The organism is Bifidobacterium colobi, assembly GCF_018555455.1.
GTDB lineage: Bacteria > Actinomycetota > Actinomycetes > Actinomycetales > Bifidobacteriaceae > Bifidobacterium > Bifidobacterium colobi.
This window is the reverse complement of record NZ_JAFEJU010000001.1, coordinates 557,433-578,610: the sequence shown is the minus strand read 5'-3', so window position 1 is coordinate 578,610 and position 21,178 is coordinate 557,433. Positions and strand designations below refer to the sequence as shown.

General features: G+C 55.5%; 20 protein-coding genes. 8 read left to right on the top strand and 12 right to left on the bottom strand.

What is annotated here, in order from left to right; all coding sequences use genetic code 11:
• Positions 1-56 precede the first annotated feature (56 nt).
• Together JS530_RS02385 and JS530_RS02380 are read left to right on the top strand one after the other, a co-directional pair.
• Positions 57-1,307 carry an MFS transporter gene (locus tag JS530_RS02385; RefSeq protein WP_214375594.1) on the top strand — a complete coding sequence of 417 codons (1,251 nt, stop codon included), beginning with the start codon at positions 57-59 and terminating at the stop codon, positions 1,305-1,307.
• An 86-nt stretch (positions 1,308-1,393) separates the two neighbouring features.
• Complete coding sequence (locus JS530_RS02380) at positions 1,394-2,935, top strand: DUF5060 domain-containing protein (RefSeq protein ID WP_214375593.1); 1,542 nt, start codon at positions 1,394-1,396, stop codon at positions 2,933-2,935.
• An 80-nt stretch (positions 2,936-3,015) separates the two neighbouring features.
• Here JS530_RS02380 and JS530_RS02375 read toward each other — a convergent pair whose 3' ends face one another.
• From JS530_RS02375 to JS530_RS02360, 4 genes are all read right to left on the bottom strand, one after another.
• The gene (locus JS530_RS02375; protein ID WP_214375592.1) at positions 3,016-4,353 is read right to left on the bottom strand and encodes an ATP-binding protein; all 1,338 of its coding nucleotides are present in this window, start codon (positions 4,351-4,353) and stop codon (positions 3,016-3,018) included.
• A gap of 245 nt (positions 4,354-4,598) precedes the next feature.
• Positions 4,599-4,934 carry an ATP-binding protein gene (locus tag JS530_RS02370; RefSeq protein ID WP_214375591.1) on the bottom strand — a complete coding sequence of 112 codons (336 nt, stop codon included), beginning with the start codon at positions 4,932-4,934 and terminating at the stop codon, positions 4,599-4,601.
• A 194-nt stretch (positions 4,935-5,128) separates the two neighbouring features.
• Positions 5,129-5,413, bottom strand: coding sequence for a type II toxin-antitoxin system PemK/MazF family toxin (locus JS530_RS11035; protein ID WP_425350839.1), 285 nt, complete (start codon positions 5,411-5,413; stop codon positions 5,129-5,131).
• A gap of 12 nt (positions 5,414-5,425) precedes the next feature.
• Positions 5,426-5,695 (bottom strand): type ISP restriction/modification enzyme, encoded by a 270-nt coding sequence (locus JS530_RS02360; protein WP_214375589.1) that lies wholly within the window; start codon positions 5,693-5,695, stop codon positions 5,426-5,428.
• A 372-nt stretch (positions 5,696-6,067) separates the two neighbouring features.
• On the opposite strand from JS530_RS02360, the gene JS530_RS02355 reads away from it, so the two are divergent.
• Positions 6,068-7,480: an ATP-binding protein gene (locus JS530_RS02355; protein WP_214375588.1), complete on the top strand. Its 1,413-nt coding sequence runs from the start codon at positions 6,068-6,070 to the stop codon at positions 7,478-7,480.
• Between the two features lie 164 nt (positions 7,481-7,644).
• On the opposite strand, the gene JS530_RS02350 is transcribed toward JS530_RS02355, so the two are convergent.
• The 8 genes from JS530_RS02350 to rpmH all read right to left on the bottom strand — a co-directional run bounded on the left by JS530_RS02350 (position 7,645) and on the right by rpmH (position 13,529).
• Positions 7,645-8,961, bottom strand: coding sequence for a ParB/RepB/Spo0J family partition protein (locus JS530_RS02350; protein WP_214375587.1), 1,317 nt, complete (start codon positions 8,959-8,961; stop codon positions 7,645-7,647).
• Complete coding sequence (locus tag JS530_RS02345) at positions 8,961-9,929, bottom strand: ParA family protein (RefSeq protein ID WP_214375586.1); 969 nt, start codon at positions 9,927-9,929, stop codon at positions 8,961-8,963. Before JS530_RS02345 ends, JS530_RS02350 begins: the two co-directional genes overlap by 1 nt.
• A gap of 264 nt (positions 9,930-10,193) precedes the next feature.
• Positions 10,194-10,859, bottom strand: coding sequence for a 16S rRNA (guanine(527)-N(7))-methyltransferase RsmG (gene rsmG / locus JS530_RS02340; RefSeq protein ID WP_214375585.1), 666 nt, complete (start codon positions 10,857-10,859; stop codon positions 10,194-10,196).
• Between the two features lie 169 nt (positions 10,860-11,028).
• Complete coding sequence (locus JS530_RS02335) at positions 11,029-11,562, bottom strand: Jag family protein (RefSeq protein ID WP_214375584.1); 534 nt, start codon at positions 11,560-11,562, stop codon at positions 11,029-11,031.
• A 124-nt stretch (positions 11,563-11,686) separates the two neighbouring features.
• Positions 11,687-12,700, bottom strand: a complete 1,014-nt coding sequence (yidC, locus tag JS530_RS02330; RefSeq protein WP_214375583.1) for a membrane protein insertase YidC — start codon at positions 12,698-12,700, stop codon at positions 11,687-11,689.
• On the bottom strand, positions 12,697-13,014 hold the full coding sequence (yidD, locus tag JS530_RS02325) for a membrane protein insertion efficiency factor YidD (RefSeq protein WP_214375582.1): 318 nt from the start codon (positions 13,012-13,014) through the stop codon (positions 12,697-12,699). The genes yidC and yidD overlap by 4 nt, the downstream gene beginning before the upstream one ends.
• Before the next feature lies 1 nt (position 13,015).
• Positions 13,016-13,363, bottom strand: a complete 348-nt coding sequence (gene rnpA, locus JS530_RS02320; RefSeq protein ID WP_214375581.1) for a ribonuclease P protein component — start codon at positions 13,361-13,363, stop codon at positions 13,016-13,018.
• Positions 13,364-13,394: 31 nt separating this feature from the next.
• Entirely contained in the window at positions 13,395-13,529 is a 135-nt protein-coding gene (gene rpmH / locus JS530_RS02315) for a 50S ribosomal protein L34 (protein WP_007054596.1), read from the bottom strand.
• Positions 13,530-13,848: 319 nt separating this feature from the next.
• On the opposite strand from rpmH, the gene dnaA reads away from it, so the two are divergent.
• The 5 genes from dnaA to gyrB all read left to right on the top strand — a co-directional run bounded on the left by dnaA (position 13,849) and on the right by gyrB (position 21,148).
• Complete coding sequence (dnaA, locus tag JS530_RS02310) at positions 13,849-15,366, top strand: chromosomal replication initiator protein DnaA (RefSeq protein WP_214375580.1); 1,518 nt, start codon at positions 13,849-13,851, stop codon at positions 15,364-15,366.
• 588 nt (positions 15,367-15,954) lie between these two features.
• The gene (gene dnaN, locus JS530_RS02305) at positions 15,955-17,079 is read left to right on the top strand and encodes a DNA polymerase III subunit beta (RefSeq protein WP_214375579.1); all 1,125 of its coding nucleotides are present in this window, start codon (positions 15,955-15,957) and stop codon (positions 17,077-17,079) included.
• A gap of 43 nt (positions 17,080-17,122) precedes the next feature.
• The gene (gene recF, locus JS530_RS02300; RefSeq protein ID WP_214375578.1) at positions 17,123-18,409 is read left to right on the top strand and encodes a DNA replication/repair protein RecF; all 1,287 of its coding nucleotides are present in this window, start codon (positions 17,123-17,125) and stop codon (positions 18,407-18,409) included.
• The gene (locus JS530_RS02295) at positions 18,406-18,876 is read left to right on the top strand and encodes a DciA family protein (RefSeq protein WP_214375577.1); all 471 of its coding nucleotides are present in this window, start codon (positions 18,406-18,408) and stop codon (positions 18,874-18,876) included. Before recF ends, JS530_RS02295 begins: the two co-directional genes overlap by 4 nt.
• Positions 18,877-19,057: 181 nt before the next feature.
• Positions 19,058-21,148, top strand: a complete 2,091-nt coding sequence (gyrB, locus tag JS530_RS02290; RefSeq protein WP_214375576.1) for a DNA topoisomerase (ATP-hydrolyzing) subunit B — start codon at positions 19,058-19,060, stop codon at positions 21,146-21,148.
• Positions 21,149-21,178: the final 30 nt, after the last annotated feature.

The following is a 21,178-nucleotide window of genomic DNA, read 5'->3' as shown; positions in this document are numbered from 1 at the left end:
ATCCACAAGGTTAGGGAATGATTTCAACGAAGAAACATTAGACTAAGAAGGACTCAATGGCGAAATCACAAGCTCGTCTCAAAATAGGTATCCTCTCCATCGCAGTGATGATGCAGGCGGCAAGTGCCATCTCCGCGGCTGTGCCGGACATGGTTGAAACGTTCTCCGATCACTCCACGACTTCCGTTCAGGCATTGGTGACCATCCCGTCATTCTCGGTGATGCTGTTCATCTTGCTTAGCTCCGCCATCGTGAAGCTCATCGGCAAGCGCAACACCGTGCTGCTCGGCTTGGCTCTCTCCCTGGTCGGTGGTGTTATTCCGGCGTTCACCGAGAACTTCGTAATCATCGAAATCGGCCGATTCCTGTTCGGCGCCGGTACCGGTATGTACACGCCGCTGGCCGTGAGCCTTATCGGCGACTTCTTCACCGGAGACGAACAGCGCAACCTCGTTGGTTACCGTTCCGCCATCTCCGCATTTGGCAGCAGTCTCGCCACATTCGGTGCCGGTCTGCTGCTGACACTCGGCTGGCACCAGTCCTACCTGGTATACGGCGTGCTGGTTGCAGTCATTGCCCTGTTCGTATGGGGTTACCCGAAGGATGCCGACAAGAAGGCTGAACAAGAGGCTGAAGCCGCCAAAGCTGCAGGCAAGGGTGGATTGCGTGGCGTATCACCGATTGTGTGGTTCGGCATCCTGATGCTGTTCGTCTACTTCAACGGCATGATGGTCACCTACACCAGCTCCGGTCTGGCCATCAAGCAGATGAATCTCGCCAACCAAGGCATGCTCTCCACCTCTCTGGCGGTGGCCGGCTTCCTCGGTGCACTGGTGACTATGACCTATGGTCGTGTGTTCCGCGTGCTTGGTCACTTCACCCCTGTAGTGGTCATGACCATTGGTGCCATCGGCATGTTCGGCATGACCGTGGCCGGCAACATGTGGGTATTCACCATCTTCCTGATCATGACCTGCTCGACCTCCATGCTCATCCCGTACGTGTACGGCGCAATTCTTGACGACGTTCCCGCTGGCGCGAAGAACCTGGTCATCTCCATCGCCATGGCTGTGAACAACTGCGCGTCGTTCCTTTCCCCGTACACGGTTTCCTTCCTCGGCAAGATCATCGGACACACCGATTCGATCTCCAGCATGCGCATCGCTGCCTGCCTGTTCATCATTGACATTGCAGTGTTCGTGGTCCTTGCATTCGCCCGCAAGAAGCAGCAAATCGCTTCAGCTGCCAAGAATGCCGAGCAAGCGGTAGCCCCTGCTGCTGAACAGGTCAAGGCTGTTGCCGCCTGACAGCATCGCTCACCATCATCCCTCACGAACAATCCCATTTACTCAACCATGTTTCTGGCCAACGGCCGAATATCAAAGGAGATATCATGCAGACCATCGAACGCTGGCGTCGCTACGAACTCACCCTTCAAGGCCCCACCGACGGTAACCCGTTCACCGATGTGGACCTTACGGCAACGTTCACCCGCAATGCCCATCAAGTCACCGTCCATGGATTCTACGATGGCGAGGGCGTCTATAAGGTTCGATTCATGCCCGACGACGAAGGACGCTGGGAGGTCGAGACCCACTCCAACGTCTCCGAACTCGATGGCAAAACCGACGTATTCGAATGCACGCCCGCCACCGATGGCAATCATGGTCCAGTGGTGACCCGTGACACCCACTTCGGTTACGCCGACGGCACCGGATACATCCCCTTCGGCACCACTTGCTACGAATGGGCTCTGAAACCGGCTGAAGTACGCGAACAGACACTTGCCTCACTCAAGACCACGCGTTTCAACAAGATTCGCATGGCCGTGTTCCCCAAGAGCGCCAAGTTCAACACCATCGAACCGGAAATGTATCCGTTCGAGGGTGAGCCCACCGTCATCACCGACGGACTGTTCAAGCACGAGGAATGGTTCCCCGAGACCATCGGTTTCGACTTCACCCGCTTCAATCCCGAGTACTTCCGCAGTTTCGAGGATCGAGTGGCCGAACTTGATGAGCTGGGTATCGAGGCGGATGTGATTCTCTTCCAGCCGTACGATCACTGGGGCTTCGCACGTATGGGCATGGAGAACAACAAGCGCTACCTGCGTTACGTAATCGCTCGCCTTGCCAGCTACAAGAACGTGTGGTGGTCCATGGCCAACGAATACGACCTCATGGATCTCGTCGACCAGATCAAGCTCGACGAGTGGGATGAGATCGGCATGACCATCCGTCACGAAGATCCCAGCGCCCATCTGCTGTCCATCCACAACTGGTACGATCCGCCGCAGCACAAGGAAACCAAGAACATCAACTGGTACGACTATTCCAAGCCGTGGATTACCCACGTTGGTGTTCAAACCGACAACGTGTTCTTCGTGCCGCAGTGGATGAAGGAATACGGCAAGCCGGTCAGCGTGGATGAAATGCGCTACGAAGGCAACATCGACTACGGCTGGGGCGACATGACCGGCAAGCAGATGCTCGACCTGTTCACCCGTTGCATTCTGCGCGGTGGAGGCGCCACTCACGGCGAGGTGTACATCGATAAGCCGGATACACTGCGCCCGATCTGGTGGGCCCACGGCGGCAAGCTGTATGGCGAGAGCTACAAGCGCATCAACTACCTCAAGGATCTCATGGATGCGGAGGGCTTCGATTGGGTGGTGCCTCAGGCTGTTACCGGCCCGCATTGGGAACTCGCCGCAGGCGCCCGCCCGGATTTGAAGAAGATCCTTATCTACTTCGGCGACAACCAGCCGGAATTCGAATGGCTCGATTTCCTGCCTGCCGGCAAGAAGTACGGCGCCCGTCTCATCGACTTCTGGAATATGACCGAAACCGAATTCCCGGATACCGTCACCGGAGACACCTACACCCATCTGCCCCGCAAGGAATACCAGATGCTCCTCCTCACCGAGCAGGAGTGACGGTAATCATCGTGGGATACGTGGCGATGGCTGACTGCCAATCTTCTAACAGTTCTGGCAGTCAGCCATCGCCATCGCACTCAGAATCCTTCGGGAATCTGGTTTGCTGGATCGTTCCAAGCCGCGAAATACTCACCAACTGCCCATAACGGCACATTAGTGAGCCAATCCTGCTCACGGTATCCCTTCATTGACGAGCGATATCCATGCAAGCCTGTGTCTGTGCACAACAGACGCAGGCTTTTTGCGTGGACGTTCTCCTCGGCTTTGACTTCCAATGGAGCCGGCTGCCCGTTATATTGCAGGATGAAATCTACTTCCGCGGTTCCACGGGTTGCCGTCCAATAATACGGAGTGTGACCGGTTGCCGTGAGCTGTTGGCATACATGCTGCTCGGTCATCGCACCCTTGTATTCCTCGAACACCTTATTGGACAATAAGACATCGCGAGCAGACACATTCATGGCGGCCCCAAGCAACCCGATGTCATGCATGTACAGCTTAAAAGCCGAAAGATCCTCATAATCACGCAATGGCAGTTGCGGCTTATTGATGCGGTATACGCGGTGAGCCAATCCCGAATCGACGATGAATTGTATTGCGGTTTCATACTGGGTCCGTCGCGCACCTGAGGTGATATGCCCAAAGACGAATTTATGATTCTCGCGTCCTAACTGCGAGGGAATGGAACGATACGCAAGACGTACACGTTCCACATCAATTTCAGGAACATCACCCTTATGTTTGGAGAAATCCTTGTCATAGTCCGACAACAATGCTTGTTGCACGCGACGGGCTGCCACATAGTCGTTGTTACCATCGAGGAATTCGCTGACTGCTTGAGGCATACCGCCAACGAAATAATACTGGCGCAGCAGTCGCTCAAGCCTGTCGGAGAACAGCTCCGCTCTGTTGAAATCCAACGTATGCACGATCTCGGCTAATTCCTCTTGGCCACTCGCTTCAAGAAACTCCATGAACGTCAATGGATACATGTCTATGGAGTCGATTTTCCCAACCGGGAATGAATGGCCCGCATGGTACGAGAGCCCTAGATACGAACCGGCTGCTGCGATGTGCTGCTCGGGAGTGTCTTCGGCAAACGCCTTCATCAGGGTAAGTGCTGCCGGAACCTCCTGTATTTCATCAATGATGACTAACGTATGGCCGGGTACGATTCTGGTGCCGGTAAGCACCCCGATATTCTCCAACACTTGCTTCGCGTTATACCCGGACTCAAACACCGCATGCGTGTGCTCATCCATAAGGTTGAGATATGCGCAAGAATCATATTGCGTACGTCCCAACTCTTTCAGCACATAGGTTTTCCCCACCTGCCTGGCACCGCACAACACCAGCGGACGACGATGCCGAGACTGCCGCCATGCTTCCAGCGTGGTCATGATATTGCGTTTCATAAGACCTCCATCGTCCGGCACATGAACTTCGGCAAATACGCTTCTGCAGGCGTATTACTAAGGCGAGTATAGCCTTGCCGCGCATCGCCGATGTAAAAATCATGACGAACTTTCACCCAGTTCGTGCAAAAGTCTGGACGAACATTACGGCGTGTCATGCAAAAGTCTGGACGAATAAACTGCCTTTTCGTGCAAAAATCATGACGAACGGTCGGCGTACAGCTCTGTGACTGTCACGGCATCGTTCAATCCTTGGCAAGCAGCCAATCGATAATGTTCATGCCGCGTATGCCGTTGCGCATTTGCGGGAAGTCATCCATACTGAGCACGTACTTCGGCCAGTTGTCTCGCACGGCCTCGAACACGCCAAACTCGCGGTCCACTGTCTGCTGTGAACCAAGCAGATAGGTGACTTGATAGTAGGAAACCGTATCGCCGCGCCTAGCGATGAAATCTATTTCCTTATCCCCCACTTTGCCAACGTGCACGTCATAGCCGCGGCGCTTCAATTCCATGTACACGATGCCTTCTAGCACCTGATCGATGGCATTAGCGTTGTTCAGGCCAACGGCATGACGCACCACGTCCTTGAACAAGATCGTGGAGAACAGGTCATCATGGCAAGCTCCTCCCCTAGCGCGCTTGAGAATCAGATATAACTGATTCTCAAGCTGATAACCGTATAAGAATCGATTATAATCGATTCTTATACGAAATTGACCTCAGAAATCAGTTATAACTGAAGACGCACAGGAAGGCAGTCGTGCAAAACACGCTAGTATAAGCGCTCGATGCGCATCGAGAGACGCATGAGTCCCCCCCCCCGAAGCATTTCCGTAATGCGCTCCATAACATCATCGTCTACGGTTGCTATCTTGCGAGCGTATCGCGCGTTCAGGTCTAGGCACTTGGCTTGTTCAATCTCCGCCCACCCGTGAATCTCGCCCCCGTCTTCCGCCGGAATGGTTCCCACGTTAATATGCAGAGGATATTCCCGATTGCTGGTGACCGGCACGGTCATAATCAGATTGTTGAATCGGTTGTATTCGTCATTGAACAAGGTGCAAGGTAATCAGCTGTTGTTCCATTCGACGGGCCAGTTGGCGGGGTGTGGAAGTTCTTCTAGGGCGGGGAGTTCTTCGACGATGTCAAGGGTTTCCATGCTCACGCGGATGACGCGTTCGACCAAGTCCACAATGTACCGTGGATTATCGCTGTAATCGTTCGGGTCGTTGGTGATGCTGCTCTTCTTGTCGGTGGTGACCTTGTAGCGGTCGATCAGCCAGCCGATAGCAGACTTGCCGTTGACCACATACTCGTTGGAATCCTCATTGTCATGCATCGGAATTCTCTTAACGGTCAGGTTTTAGTCACTTGATCAATATCGGCGTTCGTCTTGCTGTGTTAACGCAATCCTCAACGGCAGCCATGTCTAACTTCATATACAAAAGAAGCGTGGGGTTTTTCCGCCACCTACTTTTTCACTGAGACACACTCCCACGAATCGTATTCAGTGTTTCACGTGAAACACTGCAGCTTGTATGAACCATTCAACGGTCATCTATCGCCGCAACCGATTGCTTCACCTTATATGATTACGATTTATATTATCGTGATAATTATTATCGTGATAATATAAATCGTAAACCAATTAACAATTGTTTCCTTGAAAATACAACGTTAGACAAACCTCACACAGCATGGAGTGGGCAGCATGACATTCATTGGTAGAGAACAAGATCTGAAGCAGCTTGAAGAATGCTACGCTGCCCATAAAGCCCAGCTTGTGTTTGTATACGGTCGAAGGCGAGTCGGAAAAACTGAAACGCTCATTCACTTTGCCAAGGGCAAAGACACAATATTCTTCGCAGCGCAAAATGCCACGAAAGAAGAGCAACTCGCCTCATTCTCTCGCGTCATGTTCGAAGCAGGTGCACCCGGAAAAGATTATCTCCAGCAATATCCTTCCTGGGAAAGTGCATTAACCGAAATAACACGCTTGCCAAATGCCAGCAATGGTCGGCGAAAACTCATTATCTTTGACGAATTCCCGTATCTAGTCAAATCAGACCCCTCACTCCCATCGGTATTGCAGAATCTGTGGGATCACACCTTACGCAATGCCAATGTGATGATTGTGATCTGCGGCAGTGCCATGAGCTTTATCGAAAAAGAGCTGCTTGGAGAAAAGTCCCCACTCTACGGTCGTGCGACTGGCATCCTCAAAATGCTACCCATGCCATACTGGGATGCAACACGTTTCTTCCCGCAATACAGCGATGAAGATAAAGCTCTAGCGTATGCGATATTAGGGGGCATCCCACGCTATCTTGAAGAATTTGACCCCAATGAATCCATCGAGGTCAATATCAAGCAGCATATCCTGCGTCGCATTGCTCCCCTGTACAGTGAAGTTGAGTTTCTTCTACATGAAGAATTGCGCGAAACCTCAAAATACAACAGCATCATACGAGCGATAGCCCTCGGAGCAACATCACTCAACGAAATATCTACACAAGCAATGATGCCTAATGCAACAGTGCCTTCCTATCTCAACAACCTGATGGAACTCGGCATCGTGGAACGTGAGTTCCCCGTCACCGCCAAACTCAAAGAGCAAGCCAAAGGTGCACGTGGACTCTACCAGTTGAGTGACAACTTCTTCAGATTCTGGTACACGTTCCTCTTCCCCTACCGATCAGAATTGGAACAGAGCGATATAGAGGGCGTATACGAACACCATATCAAGCCAATGCTTCATGATTTTGCTGGCAAACCATTCGAGGAGCTTTGCCGAGCATGGGTATGGCGTGAAAGCACCGCCGGAAGACTCCCCTTCCATGCTCGCGAGGTTGGACGATGGTGGAATCGTCACGATGAGATTGACGTAATGGCGATTAGCGCTACCGGCTCATCAGCCATTGTGGGTGAATGTAAATTCCGTAATACCCCTGTAGGTCGATCGGTATTGAATCTACTACGTGATCGCGCGTCCCGCACTGGTATTAATCAACGGTCGTACTACCTGTTCTCGCTTGGTGGCTTTGAACAACCATTGATTGATGATGCTGCATCAAGCGAATCTGATGTGAGGCTTATTGGCATCCATGATTTGTTCGAGCTATAACTCAGCGTCGCTCACCCTGCCACATGGATCATTCAGCGCAAAGTAATAGGGCTGGCTTCCTACCCATAGAAGCCAGCCCTCATGCGATTGATAGAATCGAACCCATCGGTCGGCACTTTGCCGACTATCCCCAGTCTACCCTGCTGGAGACTGCGACGTGTCAATCACACCCACTTGGATTCCGAATCGCCACTGCCTGTCTGATTCGGCACCAAGAGCTTCAGGATGCGATCCATGTCTTCCGGGGAGGAGAACACGATTTCGATGCGGCCATGCTTGGCACTGCCCTTAATGGACACCTTGGTATCGAAATGATTCTCCAAGCTCTGCTGCACAGCCGAACCAGCCCACGGATTCGTCTTGGACTTCTTCGGTTTCTTCGGCTGCTCCCCCGACGCAATCTTCATCGCCACAATCTCTTCGGTACTACGCACAGACAGACCCTCAGCGATAATGCGCTTAGCCAGCTTATCCATCTCCTCCGGATCGCTCAGGCCAAGCAGGGCACGCGCATGACCAGACGAGAGCACACCGGCGGCAACCTTCTTCTGCACAGCAGCCGGAAGATTCAGCAGACGCAGCATATTGGCGATCTGCGGACGGGACTTCGAGACCGACTTGGAAAGCTGCGCCTGAGTCAAACCGAACTCATCAATCATCTGCTGATAGGCGGCCGCCTCTTCCAGAGGATTTAGAGCTACGCGATGCAGGTTTTCCAGCAATGCGTCGCGCAGCATATCATCGTCGGCGGTGGTCTTGACGATAGCCGGAATCGACTCCAGACCAGCCAGCTGGGATGCGCGCCAACGACGCTCACCCATGATCAGCTCATACGGGCTGTCCAAGTGGCCAGCGAACAGGTTGGCGGAAGACTCCTGAGTCTGCTCTTCCTTCTTGGCCTTGGCTTCGGCGATCTGCGAAGCCGGGCGCTTGCGCACCACAATCGGCTGCAAGACACCGACTTCCTTGATGGAAGCCGACAGCTCGTTCAGCTCATCCTCATCGAAAATAGTACGAGGCTGGTGAGCGTTCGGACCGATGTCGGTAAGCTTCAGCTCAGCCAAGTAGCCACCTTGCACTGGCTTCAGCTCCGGCTTCTTCTCACTGTCCTTCGCCTTCTCGGACTTCTCGGACTTCGATGTTTCACGTGAAACAGTCTTGCTCGCCACCTTGTGAAGATCAGTAACCGGCAACTGCGGTTGCGGGGCATCGGAACCGAAGAACAAATCACTTGGGTGAGCGATATCATCCAGTGCCGGCATGGCAGCACGCTTGGCCATGTTCTTCTTCACATTGTTCGATGCCTTACCGGGAGTAGCCACCGAAGTTGCAGCGGAAGCGAGCACCTTGGTTGCAGTCTTGGTTTCCGCAACCTTCTTGGCATCCGCAGGAGCCTTGGTTTTCTTCTCAGCGGACTCCTCCCCCGGCAGATCAGGAAATAGTGCGCCGAGGCCCTTGCCCAGTCGTGATTTCGATGACATTATTTCCTCCTCGCGTCAAGAGCGTCGAGTACATGCTGGGAGCGGCCAGCGAGTTCCAATGCGGCTTCACCATACGCGATGGCACCCAGACCACGCGGGTCATAGGCAATCACCGACTGGGAGAAGCTCGGGGCTTCGGAAATCTTCACCGACCGAGGAATCGTGGTATCAAGCACTATATTCGGGTAATGGCCCTTGACCTCGTTGAACACTTCCCTGCTGAGCAACGTGCGACGGTCGAACATGGTGACCAGCATCGTGGAGACCAGCAGCACCGGGTTGAAGTGATCCTGCACCAAACCGATGGTGTTGATGAGCTGACCCAAACCTTCCAGTGCGTAATACTCAGCTTGAATCGGAATCAACATCTCAGTGACCGCGCACATCGCATTGATGACCAGCAGGCCCAGGCTCGGCGGGCAATCAATGAACACGTAGTCGTAATGCTTGTCCGTTTGACGAAGATACTGCTCCAGCGCTTCCTTCAGCAGCGTGTTACGGTTCGGCAAGTCGGCGACTTCCAATTCGGCACCGCTCAAATCGATGGAGGCCGGCACCACATCCAGCGTGGGGAAATCCGGGCACACCGAAATCACTTCTTCGATGGGTGAACGTCCCTCAAGTACGTCATACGTGGACGGGTCGCCGGAGGCGTGAGGCACACCCAATGCGGTGGAGGCATTGCCCTGCGGATCCATGTCGATGACCAACACCTGCGCACCGTACTTGGCCAACGCTGCAGCCAGGTTCACGGTTGACGTGGTCTTGCCCACGCCACCCTTCTGGTTGGCGACGGCGATCAGACGTGTGCGCTTCGGCTTGGGGAAATCGGCATGTTGAAGAGCATCATAACGGGAATTCTCGTCGGCCATCTGGTTGCCCAGCCCTGACCCCTGCCCGTCAAAAATGCGATGAAGGGTTTCGGAAGCCGATTCAATCGTTTCCTCGGGATGATCCTTCGTGGACATCGATCCTCCTTGTACTGATATGGTTTCAAGTTTTCCTATGCGCATGGACAGGGTTGTGAGTTATCCACAGTTTTCCACCGTGCTGTGGATAACTGTGGACAACTATGATTATTCAGCCTTGTTATTTGCGGTTTTCAGGAGTGTAAAACGGTTATATTGCAACGGTTGTTGTGGTTATCCACGTTGTGAGCCTCATAATGTGGATAACTTTACCGCACTATGGAAAATGTGGATAAGTGGATGAACTAGTGTGCTTTTCCACTGCTATCGCCTATCCACAATCACCACGTGCGTAGGCTCCAGATCTGGGCCTACCTGAGCCTCCACCACGCGAGCGTTGCGTCCACCGAAGCGCTTGATCTGATCCGCTGCCTTCTCCAGTTCGACCTGTGCGGAACGACCCTTGAGCGCGATCAATTGACCAGAAGGCTTCAGCAGTGGCAGGGTCCATCCTGACAGCTTGGTCATCGGAGCGACCGCGCGGCAGGTCACTACAGCGAACGGATGAATCTTATGCTTGCGTACCTGCGCAATCACTTCATCAGAACGACCGCGCACAATGGTCACATTGGTAAGATTCATGAGTTCCACGCACTCAGTCAGCCATTCCACGCGACGTTCCATTGGCTCAATCAATGTGAACTGATGATCAGGAAGGCAGGCGGCGGCCACGATACCGGGGAAGCCTCCACCACTGCCCACATCGGCGATGGTCTTGAACTTGGCGCCCGCAGTGGACTTGCGCACATAGGGTACGATGGCGGCTGAATTGAGGATATGACGTTCCCAGATGATGTCCACGTCGCGCGGCCCAATCAGACCGCGGGGTTCACCTTCGTCTTCCAGTTTCTTGTGGAACAGCTCAAGCTGAGGCAATGCATCGCCGAGCACTTCGGCAAGCACCGGAGATCCAGCAAGTGTGTCTGTCATACGCACTCCCCTTCTGTGTTTCACGTGAAACATTACACATGAAACATCGCACATGGAATGAGGCGCCGCAACTACGACGCCTCATCACACCATTGTTGAAATGAAACCAATCACGGCTTGGATGCGCAGCCAATTGTCCAATCAGCTACGAGCAGCCGCGATGAGCACATCACTCCTGATCAAAATCCTCGGTGTCGTCGGTGTCGTCGCTCTTGTTCTTGAGGTACACCGTCACATAACGATGAGGTTCCTCGCCGTGGGAGCGGGACTTCAAACCTTCCTCGCGAACCACATCGTGCACCACCTTGCGCTCGAAGGAGTTCATCGGCTTCAGGTCATACGGCTCTCCGGATTCCTTGACGGCATCCACAGCGTCGAGTGCCAGGTCGCGAAGATGCTGGCGCTTGCGCTTCAGGAAACCATCCACATCCACAATCAGGTGGGAGCGTTCGCCGGTCTTCTGCTGAACAGCCAGACGAGTCAGCTGCTGCAGAGCATCGACCACCTCGCCATTGCGACCAATCAGATGCTTGATGTCGGTATCGTCGTCAGCGACAATCTGCACCGTTGGGCGGTTGTTGCGAATGCCCATCTCGATATCGCCCTCGTAGTCGGCGATGTCGAGCAGCCCTTCGAGATAATCGGCAGCGATGTCAGCTTCTTCATTGAGCTGATCGATTGTCTTATCGTCATCTAGTGCCATACGGTACTCCTTCTAACCAATACTAAAGTTCAAGTGTATAGCCCTTTAACTGAAAAAGGGCTTAAGTGTCGAATGTGCTCCATGTTTCACGTGAAACATGGAGCACATGCAATCGACTGGTGGGTTACTTGCGCTTACGCTTGCGCTGCGGCTGAACGCGCTGATAGCCCTTATTGTCCTTATGCTCGGCGGCTTCCTTGGCCTTGATCAGAGCCTCTTCCTCCAAGGACGGCAGGCCAGCCTTTTCGCGGCGTGCGTTCTCGCGGCGGTGGTCGCGCTTCTCCTTATCCTCGGCCGCCGGGGAGCCCGGGGTCGGGAAGTAGGTGACCTGCCAGAAGGTACGCAGCAGGTTGCAGACGTTGTTGGTCAGCCAGTAGACCAGCACAGCGAACGGCATGGTGACACCGGAGAAGATGTACATGACCGGGAAGATCCACAGCATCATCTTCTGCATGGATTCGGCCTGCTTGTTCATCGAAGCAGCGGCCATGTTGCGCTTCATACTGAAGTACTGCACAAACCACAGGCAGAAGCACATCAATGCCACGAAGATGCCGATGACGATCTTGCCGCCGAACGCCGCAGAGTTGAAGTTATCGGTGACGCTGACGATACCGAATACATCGGTCTTGACGAACTGCTGGGCGGTGGCCACATCGAAGGCGCCAAGCGATTCCTTCTTGACGCCGTTGGCGATGTATGGAATGGCGGACAGCGTGTAGAACATCGCCATGAACACCGGGCCCTGAATCAGCATCGGGAGGCAGGATCCCGCCGGATTGGCGTTGTTATCCTGATAGAGCTTCATCATTTCGCGGCTCTGAGCTTCCTTGGAAGCCTGATCCGTCTTGCCCTTGTACTTGTTCTGGATGCGCTGCATCTTCGGAGCCAATGCCTGCATCTTGCGCATCGACTTCATCTGCTTGTAGAACAGCGGGAAGATGCAGATCTGCACCACCAGCACCAGGCAGATGATGGCAAGCACCCAAGAAACGCCAATCTCATTCATGCCAAGCAGCACGAAGAAATCGTGGACGAGCTTCAGAATCCAGGTCTGCAGCCATTCGATTGGGGTCAGGAGCCTATAGAAGAATCCCCAGAACCCGCTATCGAGAAAGAATTGGTTTGGATTAGTCATCGATGGGCCTCTCCTTGGGTCGTGGCCAATGGTGTCAGTCGAGGCTCCTCATGGGCCTTCGACCAAGAAAACCTATAAAAAATCGAATATCGCTGCGGCACGTCGTCTATCCCCCCACGACTCCACGGCCTGCAGCGGAGCAATCGCAGTACAGCAAGCACTCCCCCTTTGAAGGCGCCATACCGATCGAGAGCTTCAATAGCGTAATTCGAGCATGACGGATAATACTTACAGCAAGGCGGTGTGTTCGCGGAAATGGTGCGCTGGTACCAACGCACGCAGCGAATCATCACCGCCTTGATGGAAGTAGACATGTCACTTCGCCTTATTCGCCACAGCGGCAAAGCATTTCGCAATCTGATGATCCAAGGATTCGAACGAGGCTGATGCCGCGCTCGGCTTGGCGCGCAACACAATATCGCAGTGTTCCGGGAGTTGGTGCTCATGCATCCTGGCCAGGACTCGGAACCTTCGCTTTACCGTATTGCGGATAACTGCTTTGCCTACGGATTTGGAGACGGCTAAACCCAGGCGACGATGATTCGCCTGGTCGTCATGCTGCTCGTCGGGCACCAAATAGTGCACGACGATATCCCTGCCACCGACTTTGCGACGGCGTTTCAGCACGCCGACAAAATCACGATGGCTTTTCAGCCGCTCCACTCGACTATGCCTGTGGCACTGTCCGCTGGAATCAGGCGGACAGGGACTTGCGGCCCTTGGCGCGACGGCGGTTGATCACCGCGCGGCCGGAACGGGTGCGCATGCGCAGACGGAAGCCGTGCTTCATGTGACGACGGCGGTTGTTCGGCTGGAACGTCCTCTTCATATCAATGCTCCTAGGTCTATTTGGCAACGCTTCGCGCTGCCCTCACGTGAGTCAAGCTATACCAACCTACTCTCAACCATGGTCACAAGTCAAAATGAGTCAGGAGTTTTCACATTTCGACACAGCGTCCGCAACACGCCGAAGAGCCTAGAAGTGGCGTAAAATCAACAGTTTCAGCTCCAAAGTTATCCACAAATTACATGTGTGTTATTCACATTCCAGCATTTCCAACACGCAACGCGGTGGATAACTTCCGTGGATAGGAGTAAACATTACCTATTGTATCCATGTAACTACGAGCAAGAAGAAGGGGTCTGATATGGCTGGTTCATCTGCCGACCCCGCGGTCGAGGCTGCCCGCATCTGGTCGGACACCCTCGCCATGCTCAAACACAGCAAATCGCTGACCCCTCGAGAAAAAGGATGGCTCGAAGGCGTGGTCGCGGAAGGTGTGTTCGGCACGACGATCGTGCTGTGCGTGGATTCCAACGATACGTTGCAGGCCATTCAGGGCAATCTCAATACTCAGCTGCTGCACACGCTGCACACCGTTACCGGCGTGAACATGTTCCCGGCGTTCAAAGTGGCGCCGCAATCACATGCCACGCCCCAGGCCGTACCGAATACGGAAGATGATTATTCGGATGCGCCGACGGTGGCGGAGTTTGGTCGCGAACCCTATGGCATGAAGCAGCCGGAACCAGTGGCCAAGCCGAAGCCGAAGTACGCGCCGGCGCAGCCCCAGGAACAGCAGTATCCGGTGGGCGGTCAGAAGATGAACCGCGATCCGGAGACGCATCTCAATAAGAACTTTACGTTTGATTCGTTTGTGCCCGGCGATTCCAACCGGTTCGCCCGTACCGTGGCATTGGCCGTGGCGGAGGGATCCGGTCAGGATTTCAACCCGTTGTGTATCTACGGCGGTTCGGGTCTGGGCAAAACCCATTTGCTCAACGCCATTGGCAACTACGCGCTGGTTAAGGATCCGAGCCTCAAGGTTCGCTATGTGACCAGTGAGGAATTCACCAACGAATTCATCGATGCGCTGCAGAATCCGAACCAAAGTCAGGGTCAGATCGCCGCATTCAACCGACGCTATCGTCAGGTTGATGTGCTGCTCATCGACGATATCCAGTTCCTTGGTGGCAAGGAAGCGACGTTGGATCAGTTCTTCCACACGTTCAATTCCCTACATCAGGCGAATAAGCGTATCGTCATCGCCTCCGATGTGGCGCCAAAGAATTTGAAGGGCTTTGAGGCTCGACTGATTTCCCGCTTTGAATCCGGCTTGACCGTAGATGTCAAGCCACCGGATTTGGAGACTCGTATCGCCATCTTGCGCATGATCGCCTCGATGAACGGTTCCAAGATTCCAAACGACGTGTTGGATCTGATCGCCGAACGATTCACCGAGAACATCCGCGAGCTTGAAGGTGCGTTGACCCGTGTCACCGCAGTGGCATCGCTGAGCAATCAGCCGGTGACCCGCGCGCTGGCCGAGCAGACGCTGCAGGACTTCTTCACCACCGATGTGGAAATCAAGCCGACCGACATCATCGGCCAGGTGGCCAAGTACTTCCACCTGACCTTCGACGATCTCGTGGGTCGTTCGCGTACCAAGAACGTGGCTTTGGCTCGCCAAATCGCCATGTATCTTGCCCGTGAAATGACCAGCATGAGCTTGTTGGACATCGGCGAAGTGTTCGGTGGCCGCGATCACACCACGGTTATGCATGCTTATACGCGTGTCAGCGACGAAATGCAGCAGAAGCAGGAGATCTATACCTACGTTACGGAACTCACTGTGCGTCTCAAGCAGAACAACAACGCCGACTGACCCCGCCTTTATCATCGTGGACGCCGCATCATCGTGAGCGGCTCAGTCCGTGCGCATCACTGTCATCTGACACAATCGTTTTGACAGACCATTTTCGGCACTTTTTCTCTGCGCCGTCGAAAAACACGCAAAATCGGTCTCCAGAATCGATTCTCCTCGACGGCAGACGCGTGCAACACGCCGGCGGACTGACGAAAATAGCACCAAAGTTATCCACATAGTTATTCACAAATGTGGGTAAAGTCTGCGGATAACTCGTGGATTACCCACTCTTTTTCGGTGGAAAACTCGTGTATAAATCGTTTTTCGGTGTGGACAGCGAAAATCAGAGCGAAAGCCTGTGGATAACTTGGGTGTTTATCCACATGTTATACAGAAGTTATCCACAGCGGCTGCATCCTCGGGAAACGAAACAGGAGAACACTTTTCCCCACTTATCCACACTATCCACCGCGCTTATTATGGCGATTACTTACTCGAACCTTAAGAAAGCATCACCACCATGGCAATCGGCAGCTGCTGCGCGAACGAAGCACGCGCAGGCAACAGCTAGAATGAATGTCAGCAAATTAGACGAAGGGAAACCCTATGAAAGTCGAAATCGACACCGCGGCTTTGGCCGATGCCGTAGCTTGGACGTCACGCGTCATTGATGCACGCCCCTCCAACCCGATTCTGGCAGGCGTGCGTCTTGAAGCAATCGATGGCACGCTTCAGTTCTCGGCGTTCAACTACGAGATTTCCGCTCGCCATCACATCGAGGCTGGCGTTGATGAGGCTGGTTCCGTGCTGGTGCTCGGCAAGCTGCTGGCGGATATCACCAAGTCGCTGCGCTCCGAGAAAACCTACCTCGCCACCACCGACTCCACGCTGACCATCACCGCCGGCAAATCCACGTTCACACTGCAGCTCATGCCGGATACCGAGTACCCGGATCTGCCTGTGGTTCCTCCGGCTTTAGGTCAAGTCGATGCGCCGACGTTCGTGCAGGCGGTCAACCAGGCTTCCGTTGCGGTTTCCCGCGAGGAGAACCGTCCGGTGCTGACCGGCGTGCGCATGCAGTTCCAGGGCGACAAGGTGGTCATGACCTCCACCGATCGTTTCCGCCTTGCCCGTGCCACCTTCACGTGGACCCCGCAGAACCCGGATGTGGAAACCACCACACTGGTCCGTGGCTCCCTGCTCAAGGATGTGGCTCGTTCGCTGGACGAGCATCAGAACATCCGCCTCGATTTCGATGCCGAGAACCCGACGCTGCTGGGCTTCGAAAACGCTGGCCGCGTCTCCACCTCGCAGCTGATCGACGGCGAATTCCCGGCGGTTGACCGCCTGTTCGCCGACGAATACCCGATTCAGGCGGTGGTGAACAAGCAGGATCTGCTCGATGCCATCAGCCGTGTGGCTTTGGTGGCTGAACGCAATGCTCCGATTCGCATGTCGTTCACCGGTCAGGAAGTGGCGTTGTCCGCCGGTTCCGCCGATGAAGCCCAGGCCAACGAAACCCTGGACATCGACATGGATGGCGACGATATCACCGTGGCCTTCAACCCCTCCTACCTGAAGGAAGGCCTGTCCGCCATCGCCGAGCCGTTCGTGCGCATCAAGATGACCACCCCGGTCAAGCCGGTTGAATTCAACGGTCAGCAGGAAGCCGACTCCGATGAGTCGATGGATTACCGCTACCTGCTCGTGCCGATGCGCTTCAACAGCTGAACCATAGGCGACCGAATATCAAGAAGAAATCGTCCACAATCTGATGTACGTTTCTCGCCTCGCACTCGACCACTACCGCTCCTGGAGCCAGGTAGTGGTCGATTTTGTTCCCGGCATCAATCTCATAGTGGGAAAAAATGGGCTCGGTAAAACCAACCTGGTGGAAGCAGTGGAAATCCTGTCCACCGGAGCCAGCCATCGCACCTCCAGCACCCTGCCGCTGATCGAGCGAGGCCAGTCCACTGCCACGATTCGCGCCAACGTGGTTGCCTCCGACGACTCGCACGGCGACGAACAGACCACCACTTATGAGGCGTCGCTGCATGCCCGTGGTGCCAATCGTGCGCGCATCAACTCGGGCACATCGATGTATCTGCGCGACATCATCGGCCAAGTTCCCTCCGTGGCGTTCACTCCCGAGGACCAGCGGCTGATTTCCGGTGATCCGGCATCCCGCAGAACCTTCCTCAATCAGGCGGGCGTACTGCTCGAACCCGGCTACGCCGAAGCGCTTCAGCAGCTCACCCGCATCGGCAAGCAGCGCGCCACCTTGCTGAAGCAGCTGAACGCCAGTTCCGCGGCCGGGCAGCCCATTGACGCGGCACTGAGCGGACTGGAAATCTGGACCGGACAGTTCATCGAAGCCGGGATCACCCTGACCCGCATGCGCAAACGCATCATCGACGCATTGGCTGACCCGTTCGCCGCAATCTACTGTGATCTTGCCGGCGACACCGAGCAGGTCACGCTGAGCTACGCGCCCTCGTTCGATGAAGTACTGCTCTACGATGAGCCGCATCAGGCCATCAGCGAGCATTTCCAGCGCATCTACCCCGGCGAGGTGGCGCGCGGCATAAACCTCATCGGCCCGCAGCGCGATGACCTGAACTTGGAGCTCTTCGACATTCCCGCCAAGGAATTCGCGTCCAACGGCGAGATGTGGACCATGGCATTGGCGTTGAAAATGGCGCTGTACCGCATGATCCGGCAACGGTTGGGCGTGCGTCCGATTGTGATACTCGATGATGTGTTCGCCCAGCTGGACGACAGCCGCCGCACGCAGATCCTCGAATTCGCGCGTGAACAGGATCAGGTGCTCATCACCGTGGCGGCGGAAGGCGACGTGCCGCACAGTGCCTTGAACGGCGGCACAGCCCATGTCATCGACGTAGACGCTTTGCGCAACCAAGCCGATGCGTTCGCCGAATCGCTGCAGCAGTCCTTACAGCAGTCGCTGGCGGCATTGCACGCCGATGAGCACGCAGGCGTACACGACGCAGACTCAACCGCCGCAGATGCCGCCAATGTGCAAGGGCAGGAGCAGCAATGAGACCGCCTGTGGTCCGTAGCCTCAAGCTCGACCAGACCAAGCTGGCCGCCGAAGTATTTGAGCGGATCTCGCATCGCGGCGCACTGCTCAAGGATCGCAGACGGCGCAGCGAAGAGGCCTTGGAGAACTTCGGCAAGCCCGGGCGCGACCCTGCAGAACTCGGCAATGTGATGTCCACCATCGCCGGCAATGGCATCTGGAGCACCAACCTGAAGCTTGCGCAATTGAGAACCCACTGGGATCAAGTGGTAGGCGCCGGCATCGCCGCTCATACAGCGGTGGCGGACTTCACCGACGGCGTGCTGACGATTCGCGCCGAATCGACGGTTTGGGCCACGCAGCTGACGTATCTGATTCCTCAGCTGACCGAAACCATACGCGGCAATCTCCAAGGACTGACCATCAACGAAATACGCGTGACCGGACCGGCCGTGGGATACTCGCGCAAATGGGCCAAGCGGAAGTGATGGTCGACAAAGGCGGAAAGCAATAAAAGCCTCGCTATGGCGCTCGTCGGGCTAAACGAGTAAAATCACATGCAGTATGGTCAAAAGGCTAGAAGAGCCCTTTACGGGCCTCTTAAGCCATATCGCCCCTGCAAAAGACGAGATTTGCAAGGCTGACCTGGTAGTTACGGAAGGAAGCCTGTTGGCAGACGAAACCAGCAAAGAGGAGCAGCTGAAGGCGGCTGCAGAGCATATCAATAATGCGGAACTCACTGAAGGCGAACTCGACGAATCCATGGCCCCCGAACATTATGAGGCCTCTGATCTGAGGGTGTTGGAAGGTTTGGAAGCCGTGCGTATCCGCCCGGGTATGTACATCGGTTCCACCGGTCCGCGCGGCCTGCACCACCTGGTCTACGAGATCGTCGACAACTCGGTCGATGAGGCGCTGGCCGGATACGCCAGCCATATCGAAGTCACCATTCTGCCGGACAACGGCATTCGCGTGGTGGACGACGGCCGAGGCATCCCGGTCGACGAGGTGCCCGGCGAAGGCGTCTCCGGCGTCGAGACCGTGATGACCAAGCTGCACGCCGGCGGCAAGTTCGGTGGCGGCGGCTACGCCGTCTCCGGCGGTCTGCACGGTGTGGGCATCTCCGTGGTGAACGCACTCTCCACCCGTGTGGACATCGAAGTGCGCCGCCAGGGCTTCCACTGGACCCAGACCTACATCGACCAGCATCCCACCGCTCCCCTGAAGCAGGGCGAGCCCATGGCCGAAGGCGAGTCCACCGGTACTTCCGTGACCTTCTGGGCCGATCCGAAGATCTTCGAGACCACCGTCTACGACTTCGAGACCCTGCGCTCCCGCTTCCAGCAGATGGCGTTCCTCAACAAGGGCCTGAAAATCAGCCTTACCGATCTGCGTGAAGCCGATCAGGCCGGCGACGAAGTGGCTGGCGACAACGTGCCGGATGCCGGCGAAACCCACCAGACCGTGACCTACCAGTACCTGAACGGCATCAAAGACTACGTGGACTATCTGGTCAAGGTACGCAAGGCCAACCCGGTGGAAGAGGAAGTCATCAGCTTCGAAGCCGAGGATCTGAAGCTCGGCATCTCCGCCGAACTGGCCATGCAATGGACCACCGCCTACTCCGAGGCCGTGCACACCTTCGCCAACACCATCTCCACCACCGAAGGCGGTACCCACGAGGAAGGCTTCCGTGCGGCACTGACTTCGCTGGTCAACCGTTACGCCCGCGAGAAAGGCATCCTCAAAGACAAGGATGAGAACCTCTCCGGCGACGACGTGCGCGAAGGCCTGACCGCCGTGATCTCCGTGAAACTCACCAACCCGCAGTTCGAAGGCCAGACCAAGACCAAGCTCGGCAACTCCGAAGCCAAGACCTTCGTACAGCGCGTGATGACCGACAAGCTCGGCGACTGGTTCGACGCCCACCCGGCCGAGGCCAAGAACATCATCCAGAAGGCCATCGAAGCCTCCCGCGCCCGTCTGGCAGCCAAGAAGGCTCGCGAGAACACGCGCCGCAAGTCCATCTTCGAATCCGCCGGCATGCCGGACAAGCTCAAGGACTGCCAGTCCAGCAACCCTGAAGAGTGCGAGCTGTTCATCGTGGAGGGTGATTCCGCAGGCGGCTCCGCCATTCAGGGCCGCAATCCGATCACCCAGGCCATTCTGCCGCTTCGAGGCAAGATCCTCAACACCGAGCGTGCCAGCTTGGATCGCATGATGAAGTCCGACACCATCGAATCACTGATCACCGCGGTCGGTGGCGGCTACGGCGAGGACTTCGACCTCTCCAAGGTTCGCTACCACAAAGTCATCATCATGGCTGATGCCGATGTGGACGGTGCCCACATCGCCACCCTGAACCTGACCCTGTTCTTCCGCTACATGCGTCCGATGATCACCGCCGGCTATGTCTACGTGGCCATGCCGCCGCTGTACCGACTGAAGTGGACCAAGGGGCCGCACGACTTCGTCTACACCGATGCCGAGCGCGACCGCGTACTCGCCGAAGGCAAGGCCAAGGGACGTCAGCTGCCCAAGGGCGAAGGCATCCAGCGTTACAAGGGTTTGGGTGAGATGAGCTATCAGGAGCTGTGGGAGACCACCATGGACCCCGAACACCGCATTCTGAAGCAGGTGCACATCGAAGACGCCGCAGCGGCCGATGAGACCTTCTCGATGCTGATGGGCGACGAAGTGGAACCCCGCCGACTCTTCATCCAACGCAACGCCAAGAACGTCCGCTGGATTGACGCCTGACGGAATCCCCCAGCCTCCCTCTGACGAGGG